General features: G+C 75.1%; 9 protein-coding genes. 7 read left to right on the top strand and 2 right to left on the bottom strand.

What is annotated here, in order from left to right; translation table 11 throughout:
- Positions 1-182 precede the first annotated feature (182 nt).
- From I3F54_RS21880 to I3F54_RS21870, 3 genes are all read left to right on the top strand, one after another.
- Positions 183-2,552 carry a glycoside hydrolase family 65 protein gene (locus I3F54_RS21880; protein WP_240120543.1) on the top strand — a complete coding sequence of 790 codons (2,370 nt, stop codon included), beginning with the start codon at positions 183-185 and terminating at the stop codon, positions 2,550-2,552.
- A 253-nt stretch (positions 2,553-2,805) separates the two neighbouring features.
- Positions 2,806-3,795, top strand: coding sequence for a nitroreductase family protein (locus tag I3F54_RS21875; protein WP_240120539.1), 990 nt, complete (start codon positions 2,806-2,808; stop codon positions 3,793-3,795).
- Between the two features lie 224 nt (positions 3,796-4,019).
- Positions 4,020-4,826: a universal stress protein gene (locus I3F54_RS21870; protein WP_240120538.1), complete on the top strand. Its 807-nt coding sequence runs from the start codon at positions 4,020-4,022 to the stop codon at positions 4,824-4,826.
- A 464-nt stretch (positions 4,827-5,290) separates the two neighbouring features.
- On the opposite strand, the gene I3F54_RS21865 is transcribed toward I3F54_RS21870, so the two are convergent.
- The gene (locus tag I3F54_RS21865) at positions 5,291-5,755 is read right to left on the bottom strand and encodes a Crp/Fnr family transcriptional regulator (protein ID WP_240120537.1); all 465 of its coding nucleotides are present in this window, start codon (positions 5,753-5,755) and stop codon (positions 5,291-5,293) included.
- A gap of 211 nt (positions 5,756-5,966) precedes the next feature.
- Between I3F54_RS21865 and I3F54_RS21860 the strand changes: the two genes are divergently transcribed.
- The 4 genes from I3F54_RS21860 (at position 5,967) to I3F54_RS21845 (ending at position 10,024) form a co-directional block, all read left to right on the top strand.
- Positions 5,967-6,794 (top strand): carbamate kinase, encoded by an 828-nt coding sequence (locus I3F54_RS21860; RefSeq protein ID WP_240120536.1) that lies wholly within the window; start codon positions 5,967-5,969, stop codon positions 6,792-6,794.
- Between the two features lie 388 nt (positions 6,795-7,182).
- On the top strand, positions 7,183-8,088 hold the full coding sequence (locus tag I3F54_RS21855; protein ID WP_240120535.1) for a universal stress protein: 906 nt from the start codon (positions 7,183-7,185) through the stop codon (positions 8,086-8,088).
- Between the two features lie 38 nt (positions 8,089-8,126).
- Positions 8,127-9,149 carry a zinc-dependent alcohol dehydrogenase gene (locus tag I3F54_RS21850; RefSeq protein ID WP_240120534.1) on the top strand — a complete coding sequence of 341 codons (1,023 nt, stop codon included), beginning with the start codon at positions 8,127-8,129 and terminating at the stop codon, positions 9,147-9,149.
- A gap of 5 nt (positions 9,150-9,154) precedes the next feature.
- A complete protein-coding gene (locus I3F54_RS21845) occupies positions 9,155-10,024 on the top strand; it encodes a universal stress protein (RefSeq protein WP_374205947.1) in 870 nt (289 codons plus the stop codon).
- A gap of 10 nt (positions 10,025-10,034) precedes the next feature.
- Here the strand turns inward: I3F54_RS21845 and ppk2 are convergent, their stop codons facing one another.
- On the bottom strand, positions 10,035-10,838 hold the full coding sequence (gene ppk2 / locus I3F54_RS21840) for a polyphosphate kinase 2 (protein WP_240120532.1): 804 nt from the start codon (positions 10,836-10,838) through the stop codon (positions 10,035-10,037).
- Positions 10,839-10,924: the final 86 nt, after the last annotated feature.

Genomic DNA, 10,924 nt, shown 5'->3' with positions numbered 1-10,924 from the left:
CGGCGCGCCCGGCCGCCCGGCACCGCGGGCCCGTTGTGCGCTGAGGACCCGGAGGCCCCCCTCGGAGCCCTGGAACCGGCCGGGCGGGGGGCTCGGGGGCGGCAGGACCGCCGACGCCGGCGCCCCACCGCCGCGAGGCGGCGAGCAGGAGACCGAGGACCGCTGACGTGAGGAGCGTCGAGGTGACGGGCTGGAGCTGGACGTACGAAGGATACGTGCCCGCCGACGAACGGCTGCGCGAGTCGCTGTGCGCGCTGGGCAACGGCTATTTCGCCACCAGGGGAGCGCTGCCGGAGTGCGCCGCGGACGACGTCCACTACCCGGGTACCTACGTCGCCGGCTGCTACAACCGGCTGACCTCGCCGGTGGCCGGCCGGCAGGTCGAGAACGAGGACATGGTCAACGTCCCCAACTGGCTGCCACTGCGCTTCCGGCCGGCCGGGGGCGCCTGGCTGAGCCCCGACACCACCCCCGTGCTCGACCACCACGTCCGGCTCGTCCTGTGCTCCGGGCTGCTGGACCGACGCACCCGGTTCGACCTCGGCCAGGGCCGCACCCTGATCGTGCACCAGCAGCGCGTGGCACACATGGCCGACCCCCATCTCGCCGTCATGCGAACCGAGTTCACCCCCGAGGGCTGGTCCGGCACCCTGGAGGTGGAGGCGGCCCTGGAGGGCGGCGTCAGCAACGCGGGCGTGTCCCGCTACCGCGACCTGGACGGCCGCCATCTCACCCACGGGCACACCGGCGACGCCGCGCCCGACGTCGTCTGGCTGCGCTGCCGCACCCGCACCTCCGACATCCGCATCGGCATGGCCTCCCGACTCACCGCCGACGTGCCGATCGAGGTCCGGCACGAGGACCCGCGCGCGGTCCAGCTCGTCCGGCTGGAGCTGACGCCGGGCCGAACCGCCGTCGTCGACAAGACGGTCGCCCTGCACACCTCGCGCGATCCGGCGATCAGCGACCCCCTGTACGCGGCCGTGGCCCGCGTCCGGCGCGCCCCCGGCTACGACGACCTGCTGGAGGCGCACCTGACGGCCTGGGACCAGTTGTGGCGGCGCGCCGACCTCGACGTGCCCGGAGAGTCCGGCCGCATCCTGCGGCTGCACCTCTTCCACGTGCTGCAGACCCTCTCCCCGCACACCGCCGACCTCGACGTCGGCGTGCCCGCCCGTGGCCTGCACGGCGAGGCCTACCGCGGACATGTCTTCTGGGACGAGCTGTTCGTGCTGCCCTACCTCAACCTGCACTTCCCCGAGGTCTCCCGTGCCCTGCTGTACTACCGTCACCGGCGCCTGGAGCAGGCCTGCACCACCGCCCGCGACGCCGGCCGCCGGGGCGCCCTGTACCCCTGGCAGAGCGGCAGCGACGGCCGCGAGGAGACCCAGCAGCTGCACCTGAACCCGCGCTCGGGACGCTGGCTGGCCGACCACTCCCGGCTCCAGCACCACGTCGGCTCCGCCATCGCGTACAACGTGTGGCAGTACTGCCAGGCCTCCGACGACGCGGAGTTCCTGCACACCAAGGGCGCCGAGATGCTGCTCCAGATCGCCCGCTTCTGGGCCGACTCGGCCGTCTGGGACGAACAGCTCGGCCGGCACCGCATCAAGGGCGTCGTCGGCCCCGACGAGTACCACGAGGCCTATCCCGGCGCCACCGCACCCGGCCTCGACGACAACGCCTACACCAACGTCACCGCCGCCTGGGTGCTCACCCGCGCCCTGGAACTGCTGGACATCCTGCCCGAACCCCGCCGCCGCGAACTCGTCGAGCGCATCGGGCTGGACGGCGGCGAGCGCGAGCAGTGGGAGGACGTCTCCCGCACCCTGCACGTGCCCTTCCACGAGGGCGTCATCAGCCAGTTCGCCGGGTACGGCGACCTCGCCGAGCTGGACTGGGACGGCTACCGCGAGCGGTACGGAGACATCCGCCGTCTGGACCGGATCCTGGAGGCCGAGGGCGACACGGTCAACCGGTACCAGGCGTCCAAACAGGCCGACGTGCTCATGCTGGGCTACCTCTTCTCCCCGGCGGAGCTCCAAGGCGTCTTCCGCCGACTGGGGCTGCGCCTGGACGACGCCACCTGGCAGCGCACCGTCGACTACTACCTCCACCGCACCAGCCACGGCTCCACCCTCAGCGGTCTCGTCCACGGCTGGGTGCTCGCCCGGGCCCGGCGGGCCGAGGCGTGGAAGTTCTGCCAGGAGGCGCTCCAGGGCGACATCGCCGACATCCAGGGCGGCACCACCGCCGAGGGCATCCACCTCGGTGCCATGGCCGGCACGCTCGACCTCGTGCAGCGCGGCCTGCCCGGCCTGGAGACCCGCGAGGGCGCCCTCTGGCTGGACCCCGTGCCGCTGCCCGAACTGTCGTCGTACGGCTTCTCCCTGCGCTACCAGGGGCACTGGGGCGTCCGCTTGCGTCTGGAGCGGGGTCTGCTGGAGATCGCCGTGCCGTCCTCCGACGCGTCCCCGATCGACGTGCGCCTGCCCGACCGCGCGGTGTCCCTGGAACCGGGCGAGACCGGCAGGCTGCTCCTCCCCGACTGACGGGCCGACCCACCCCCCGCCACCACCCGGGTTGGGGCCGGACGGACCCCGCCGCCAGGACCCGCCGGCCCTACCCGGCGTCGTGCTGCGGGGGCAGGCTGAGCGGTACGGGCAGCCGGAGTCCTCGGACGCGTACCGCGCGCACGCAGGCGGTACGCGGGTCGGGAACACCGGCGCCGTCCGCCGTGCGCGGACGGTCGCTCCGTCCCGCACCGACCGCCACGTACCGCCCCCACCCCGAGGAGGTGCCGTCATGCCGGCCCCAGCACTCGACCGCGAGGCGGTGACGTCGCTGGTGCGCGCCGCCACGGCCGCGCCGTCCCTGCACAATGCCCAGCCCTGGCGGTTCCGCTGGCACTCCGGCACCGGCGCCCTGGACCTGAGGGCCGACCCCGAGCGGACCATGCCGCGCCTGGACCCCGGTCACCGAGCCCTGCACCTCGGCTGCGGAGCGGCTCTGTTCAACCTGCGCGTCGCCGCCGCGGACGCGGGCCGGCCCACGGACGTCCGCCTGCTGCCCGACCCGGCCGACCCCTGGCTGCTCGCCACCGTCGGCCTCTCCGGAACCGGCCGGCCGGACGACGAACTGGCCCGGCTGTACCCGGCGATCTCCCGCCGCCACACCAGCCGCCACCCCTTCGAGGAGAGGCCCGTCCCGCCCGACGTCCAGGAGGCGCTGGGCGAGGCCGCCCGTCAGGAGGGCGCCCAACTCGTCTTCCCCGGGCCGTGGCACACCGAGGCGCTGCTCGACCACGTCCGGGACGCCGAGGACCGCGACAGCCTGGAACCCGAGCGTCTTGCGGACGTCCGCCGGTGGGTCCGCGTGGGCGAACGGGACGGCGGCGCCGCCCTCGACGGGATCCCGGAGTACGCCTTCGGACCGCGCAAGCGCGGCGGTCGCGCCCCGGTGCGCGACTTCGCCGGCCGCGAGACGGTCCCGGGCCGCGCGGCGGCGGTCTTCGAGACCGTGCCGAACCTGGTCCTGCTGGGCACGGAGAACGACCGGTCGGCCGACTGGCTGCGCGCCGGGCAGGCCCTGGAGCGCGTGCTGCTCCGGGCGACCCTCGCCGGGCTGGCCACCGCCCTGACCTCGCACTCCCTGGAGCGCCCCGACCTGCGGGAGCTGGCCCGGGACCCGGAGTCCTCCCTCGGCTTCGTCCAGATGGTCCTCCGCCTCGGCTACGGCGCACCGGGGGCGGTCACTCCACGGCGACCGGTCGAGGACGTCCTGGACATGGGCTGAGGGGGGCGGCCGGGCCGACGGTCACCCCTGGGCAGGACAGGGCCGTACGGGTTGCGCCGGGGCCGTACGGCCCCGTGCTGCCGCGGTGCGTCGCACGGGACCCTGGGCACGCACGGGGCCGCCGTTCACCGACCGCCCCGTGGCCGTCCGCGCCGGTGGCCGTGCGCGGTCGGCCGCTGCGGCCGGCGGTGTCCGGTCAAGGGTCCGAGGAGGGGAGGCACGCCATGCTGGGTCCGGTCGTGGTGGGAGTGGACGGATCACCGTCGAGCCTGGCCGCGGTGGAGGTAGCGGCCCGGGAGGCGGAGCGGCGGGGGGTGGGCCTGCGACTCACCCACGCCATCGGCCGCGGTGCGGGCGGCACACCTCCCGGCGCCGCGCCCTGGGACCCGGACGGGGCCGCGGGACGCGCCCGCATGAACAGCGTGCTGCGCGCCGCCGAGGGCCGGGCCCGCCGCGAGGTGCCCGGGCTGACGATCAGCCGGGACGTGCTGGTGGGAGAACCCGCGGCCGTACTGGAATGCGCCGGACGGGACGCCGCGCTCACCGTGGTCGGCAGCGGCCCGTCCCGGCACCGGGGACTGCCGCGGCCTTCCGTGGGCCGCCTGCTCGGCGCCCGCGGTCGCGGCCCGGTGCTGGTGGTGCGCGGGCGCCCCGCCCGCGGCGGCCCGGTCGTCCTGGTAGACGGCGGTGCGCCGGCGGACCGCGCGGCGGCCGAGTTCGCCTTCGCCGAGGCCGCCGGGCGCGGCACCGAACTCGTCGTGCTGACCCCGCGCGGAGGCCACCCCCACAGCGGCCGGGCGATGGCACCTGACCTGCGCACCGCCTACCCGGACGTCGCGGTCCGCCCGCGACGGGTGCGCGGCGGCACGGGGAGGACCCTGGCCGAGGTGAGCGCCGGCGCCCAGCTCGTCGTCGTCCCGGCCCGGCCCCGGACCAGTGTGCTCGGCGCCGTCCCGCACGCCACAGCCGGCTGGTCGGCCCTGCGTCACGCCCACTGCCCCGTCGCTCTCGTCCCGACGACGGCCCGCTGAAGCACCCACGCCTCCGCTCGCGGGCCGCTGACCCGCGAGCGGTGCGGCGAGCGAGTCGTCGCAGGAGCCCACGCGACGGCGCGTCCGGTCGTCCGGTACCGGGACGGCCCCGCGACGCAGAAGGAGACCATCGTGAGAGAGTCCCGCGCCGGCGTCGGCCCGACGCTTCCTCCTGCTGCACGACCGCACGGGCCGTACCCCTCATCGACCCGTCCACCTGCGCCCCGGTACGGGCCTCCTGCGCCGGGACCGGACCACCTCGTGGGCCGGCCCGACCGCGGCCACACGGGGCCCGGGTGGCCGGGTGGCCGGGTGCGCTCGCAGGTGCGCGGGGGACGGCCTCGCCAACGGCATGCCGGCGGCCTCCTTCCCGCATGCCGGTCGGCCGGCACGAGGAAGGAGGCCGCCTGTGGGCCGTACGGGCACCGGAGCGGCGGGCCGTGCGACCACGGGCACCCTGTGGGTCAGCGCATGCCCCCGCTGCCGTAGGGCGCGTAGAGGTCCAGCAGGCGGGTGCGGGCCGCGCGCAGTCGCTCGGCCAGGACATCGCCCACCCACTGGGTGACGTTCAGACCGAACTCGGGATCTTCCTTGCACAGGGCTCGCACCTCGGCGGCGTCGAACTCGTAGGCCCTCAGAGGGGTCGCCGCCTCCGCACCCAGGTGCCAGATGTGCGGGGCGAACAACCAGGACCAGCCCACGAGTTCGTTGTGGCCGAGGGAGTCGATCACGGCGGGCCGGCGACCGGGCACCCGCATGTCCAGGTCGACCGTGCCGGTACGGATGACCCAGAACCGCTCAGCCTTGGCGCCCTCGTCGAACAGGCGCGTGCCCTGGGGGAAGGACACCTCGTGGGCCAGCGCCATCAGCCGCTGCCGGTGTTCGGCGGGCAGCGCCCGCGGCATGCTCGTGGTGACGGGTGCGTTCATGACGCGCCTCCAACAGCAGGTGCGGACCGATCACCTCCAGGGTGGGCGGGCGCCCGCCCACGGGCCAGGGGCCACTAGGCCCCCTCGAACAGGCCGACCGGCGCTGCCGCGGCGGCCCATGGGCACCCTGTGCGTGCCGCACCGCGGTTGTTCGATGGGAGTGCGGGGGCGCAGACGCCCGCCCCGGACCCCATGCGTGAAGGACCCGGCCATGCGCATCGTCATCGCTCTAGGAAACAATGCCCTCCTGCGTCGCGGGCAGCGGCCCGACGCCGGGCTCCAGCGTGCGAACGTCGTCAGAGTGGCCACGGCGATCGCCCCGCTCGCCCACGAGCACGACCTGGTCATCACCCACGGTGGCGAGCCCCGTCCCGGTGGGCCGGCCGGGCACGGGCTGTCCGCCGGTGCCCGCGTCGACCCGTTCGTCGCGCAGGCGCAGGGCCGGATCGGCTCCCTGCTCGTCTGCGCGTTCCACGACGTGCTGCCGGGCCGCCGCGTGGCGGCGGTGCTCACCCACACCCTGGTCCGTGCCGACGATCCCGCCTTCACGCGGCCCGCCGCGCCCGGCGGCCGGCACGCGGTGCCCGCGCCCGGCCCGGAACGCATCCTGGAGACGGACACCGTCCGCGCCCTGCTGGACTCGGGCACCGTGACCGTCTGCGCGGGCGACGGGGGCGTGCCCGTCCTGACGGACCGGACCGGCGCCCTGCGGAGCGTACCGGCGGTCGTCGACAAGGACCTCGCCGCCGCCCTGCTCGCCGAGGACCTCAAGGCCGACTTCCTGCTGCTGCTCACCGACGTGCCCAATCTCTACGCCGACCGCGGCACCGGCCGGCAGCGGGCCGTGCTGGACGCGACCCCGGCCGAGCTGCGGCGCGGGCAGTACCCGCCCGACACCATGGGCCCCAAGGTCGAGGCCGCCGCCCGGTTCGTCGAACGCACCGGCGGCCTCGCCGCCATCGGCCACCTCGACGCCGCCCACGAGATCGTCCACGGCCTCTCGGGCACGCTCGTCCGGCCCGCACTGCCCGGTGCCTGACGGACCCGGGACCCGATCGGAGCCCCGGCCCGCGGCGCAGGTTTCCCGGGCCGGGGGTGGAACAGCGCCCGGACGCCCCCGTCCGGGCCCGTGGACAGCGCCCGGCCGGCACCTCGTCCCGTCCGGCCCCTGCTCTGCCGTGCCCCTTTTCGCCGCCCTCGCCCCAAACCGCCTCTGCGGCCCCGCCGCCCGTCCTCCCGGCCGGCGCCCGCCGCCCGTCTCCGAGCGCCGCCCCTCTCCGCCGCCCGGCGGAGAGGGGCGGCGCTCCCTGCCCGGGCCCGCCTGCCGCTGGGGCCGGTCGGCCCCCGCCGGGGACCTGCGGCCCCTGCACCGGCCGCCGCCGGATCACGAGGCTGTAAGCAGATCCCCCGACCAGGAGGCACACACCATGGACCGCACCGTTGTCGCAGCTCTGGACGGCTCGCCGGAGAGCCGGGCCGCGGCGGAGTGGGCGGCCCGCGAGGCGAAGCTACGCGGCCTGCCCCTGAAGATCGTGCACGTGTGGGAGCCGGTTCCCGAACCGATGGCCCAGGCACCGATGCTCGGCGCGGAGACGCAGGCCCACTGGACCGAGCGGATCCCGCGCGAGACGGCCGAGGGCCTGCGGCTGCGCCACCCCGGCGTCGAGGTGACCGCCGAGCAGCTGAACGGCCGGCCCGCCGAGGTCCTGCCGAAGGCGGCCGAGGACGCCGAGCTGCTCGTGCTCGGCTCGCGCGGCATGAGCGGTATCGGCGGCTTCCTGGTCGGCTCCGTGGGCCAGTCCGTGATCGCGCACACGGAGGTCCCCGTCGTCCTCGTCAGGGCGGGCGAGCAGGCCGCCGACGAGCACGAGACCGATCCCGCCGGGATCCCCTCCGCCGGCACGGCGTTCCGCCCCGTGGTCCTCGGGTTCGACACCGACAGCCCGGACGACGCCGTCACCGCCTTCGCCTTCGAGGAGGCGGCCCGCCGGAACACCGCCCTGAGGGTCGTGCACGCCTGGAACCTGCCGCCGTACTACGTGTACGGCCTGTCCGCCGACGCCGGCTTCCACGACGAGGTCATCCGGGAGAAGACCGACCAGCTCACCGAGGCGCTGCGGCGCTGGCGCAAGGAGTACCCGTCCGTGGAGGTCGTCGAGGTGTCCCGGCCCGGCAGCGCCGCCCAGCAGCTGGTCGACGCGTCCCGCGGGGCGTCCCTGGTCGTCGTCGGCCGGAAGATCCGGCGGGGCTGGCTCGGCACCCACATCGGCTCCGTCGCGCACGCCGTCCTGCACCACGCCACCGCCCCCGTCGCCGTCGTCGCACACGGCTGACCCGTCCCGGTCCGCGAGGATCCGCGAGGAGTTGCACCATGAAGGCAGCGGTCGTACGAGCCTTCGGCGAACCCCTGGTCGTCGAGGAGCGGCCCGACCCCGAGCCCGGTCCCGGCCAGGTCCGCATCCGGGTCGAGGCCTGCGGACTGTGCCACACCGACATCCACGCCGCACACGGCGACTGGCCCGTCAAACCCACCCCGCCGTTCGTCCCCGGGCACGAGGGCGTCGGTGTCGTGGAGGAACTCGGCGACGGCGTCGATGGGCTGACGGTCGGTCAGCGGGTCGCGGTGCCGTGGCTCGGCCGGGCCTGCGGGCGCTGCGAGCACTGCCTGTCGGGCTGGGAGACGCTGTGCGAGCAGCAGATCAACACGGGGTACGGCTGCGACGGCGGCTACGCCGAGAAGATGCTCGCCTGGGGCGACTTCGCCCAGCCGGTGCCCGACGGCGTCTCCCCGTTCGAGGCCGCCCCCCTCACCTGCGCCGGCGTCACCACGTACAAGGCGCTCAAGGTGGCCGGCGTCGGGCCGGCGCAGCTGGTCGCGGTGTCCGGCATCGGCGGGCTCGGGCACCTCGCCGTCCAGTACGCCAAGATCGCAGGGGCCACCGTCGCCGCGATCGACGTGACCGACGACAAGCTCGGCCTCGCCGCCGAACTCGGCGCCGACCTCGTCATCGACGCCCGCCGCGAGGACGTCGGCGCGGTGCTGCGGCGACACGGAGGAGCGCACGCCGCGCTCGCCCTCGCGGTGAACGAGGCCGCGTTCACCGCCGTCAACTCCGGCCTGCGGCGCGGCGGGAAGCTCGTGATGGTGGCCCTGCCCGCCCACGGCACCGTACAACTGCCGATCTTCGACACGGTGCTGAACGGCACCTCCGTCATCGGCTCCATCGTCGGCACGCGGCAGGATCTCGCCGAGGTCTTCCAGCTGCACGCCGCGGGCCGTACCCGGGTCATCCACGAGACCCGCCCGCTGGCCGCGGTCAACGAGTGCATCGACGCCGTGCTGCGCGGCCAGGTCAAGGCCCGCATCGTCTTCGATCTCGGAGCGGAAGGGTGATGACCATGGAACTCCCCGTCGTGGTCGGCGCGGACGGCTCCGAGCCGAGCCTGCGCGCCGTGGACTGGGCGGCCGACGAGGCCGTGCTGCGCGGCCTGCCGCTGCGCGTGGTGTACGCCTCCCTGTGGGAGCGCTACGAGGGCACCTCCCTCGCCCGTGACCTGCACAAGCCCTCCGAGGAGGTGCGGGCCGCCGACATCGTCGACGGGGCCGTGCGCCGGGCCGAACGGCGGCAGCCGGACGTCAAGGTCTCCGGCGACGTACTGGCCGAGGAGGCGGAGTACGCACTCGTGCGGGAGGGCCGCAACGCCACCGCGCTGGTGCTCGGAACCCGGGGGCGCAGCGGGGTTGCGGAGGCGCTGCTGGGGTCGGTGAGCCTGACCGTGGCCGGTCACGCCGACTGCCCCGTGGTCGTGGTGCGCGGGAACCACGACAACCAGGCCGCCACGGCGGTCCACGGCCGGGTCGTCGTCGGCGTCGGGGAGGACCAGGGCGAGGGTGCCGTCGTCCGGTTCGCCGTGGAGGAGGCACGCCGCCGCGGGGTGCCCCTGGAGGCCGTACGGGCCTGGCGCTGCCCCGCGCACGAGAACGCCGACCACCCCCTCCTCGCGGGCGGCCCCGCCCGGGTGCACGAGGAACGGGCCGCCGAGGTGCTGGAGGCCGCCCTGGCGGACGTGCCCGAGGACGTGCGGGTGCGCCGGGTCACCGTCGAGGGAAACGCCCGCCGGGCCCTGGTGGACCTCTCCCACGACGCCGATCTGCTGGTCGTCGGCGCCCGGCGCCGCCACGGCAGCCACGGGCTCCAGCTCGGCCGGGTCGCCCACGCGGTGCTGCACCACTCGGCCTGCCCCGTGGCCGTGGTCCCGCACGCCTGAGGCCGGCCCCTCACAGGCCCGCCGCGTGATCGGGGACGTAGGTCTGCAGGTCGCGCGGCGGGCGCTGGTAGCCCGTCGACGGCGGGCGCTCGGGCAGTTCCAGCACCGGCGGGGGCACGTCGTGGTAGGGCACGGAGGTCAGCAGGTGGGCGATCATGTTCAGCCGCGCCCGCCGCTTGTCGTCGCTCTCCACGACGTACCACGGCGCCTCGCGGATGTCGGTGTGCACCATCATCTCGTCCTTGGCGCGTGAGTACGCCTCCCACCTGTTGATCGACTCCAGGTCCATCGCCGACAGCTTCCAGCGCCGCAACGGGTCCTCCAGGCGGCGCCGGAAGCGCTCCTGCTGCTCGGCGTCGCTGACGGAGAACCAGTACTTGCGCAGCAGGATGCCGTCCTCGATCAGCATCCGTTCGAAGATCGGGCACTGGCGCAGGAAGAGCTGGTACTCCTCCCGGGTGCAGAAGCCCATCACGCGCTCCACCCCGGCCCGGTTGTACCAGGACCGGTCGAACAGCACGATCTCCCCGGCGGCCGGAAGATGCTCGACATACCGCTGGAAGTACCACTGCGTGCGTTGCCGCTCCGTGGGCGTCGGCAGCGCGGCGATCCGGGCCACGCGCGGGTTGAGGTGCTCGGCGACCCGTTTGATCGTGCCCCCCTTCCCGGCGGCGTCCCGTCCCTCGAAGACCACGACCAGCCGGGCCCGCTCCGCCCGCACCCACTCCTGGAGTTTCACCAACTCCGCCTGGAGACGTAGCAGTTCGCTCTCGTACACCTTCCGCGGCAGCTTCGCCGCCTGCTTCTCGGCCATGCCGCCTCTTTCCCCTCGCCATGGTGCCGGACACACCCGAGCAGAACCGTAGTGACCAGCCGTGCCGCACGCACCTCGAATCGCTG

Origin of the sequence: Streptomyces sp. MUM 2J (assembly GCF_022414535.1) — a bacterium.
In the GTDB taxonomy this organism is placed as follows: domain Bacteria; phylum Actinomycetota; class Actinomycetes; order Streptomycetales; family Streptomycetaceae; genus Streptomyces.
The sequence above is the reverse complement of the archived record's forward strand: the minus strand, read 5'-3'. Positions and strand labels throughout refer to the sequence as shown.

Coding starts and splice junctions, on each gene's coding strand:
- I3F54_RS21860 (WP_240120536.1), top strand. CDS start 5,967: ATGCGCATCGTCATCGCTCTAGGAAACAATGCCCTCCTGCGTCGCGGG.
- I3F54_RS21845 (WP_374205947.1), top strand. CDS start 9,155: ATGGAACTCCCCGTCGTGGTCGGCGCGGACGGCTCCGAGCCGAGCCTG.
- I3F54_RS21865 (WP_240120537.1), bottom strand. CDS start 5,755: ATGAACGCACCCGTCACCACGAGCATGCCGCGGGCGCTGCCCGCCGAA.
- I3F54_RS21855 (WP_240120535.1), top strand. CDS start 7,183: ATGGACCGCACCGTTGTCGCAGCTCTGGACGGCTCGCCGGAGAGCCGG.
- ppk2 (WP_240120532.1), bottom strand. CDS start 10,838: ATGGCCGAGAAGCAGGCGGCGAAGCTGCCGCGGAAGGTGTACGAGAGC.
- I3F54_RS21850 (WP_240120534.1), top strand. CDS start 8,127: ATGAAGGCAGCGGTCGTACGAGCCTTCGGCGAACCCCTGGTCGTCGAG.
- I3F54_RS21875 (WP_240120539.1), top strand. CDS start 2,806: ATGCCGGCCCCAGCACTCGACCGCGAGGCGGTGACGTCGCTGGTGCGC.
- I3F54_RS21870 (WP_240120538.1), top strand. CDS start 4,020: ATGCTGGGTCCGGTCGTGGTGGGAGTGGACGGATCACCGTCGAGCCTG.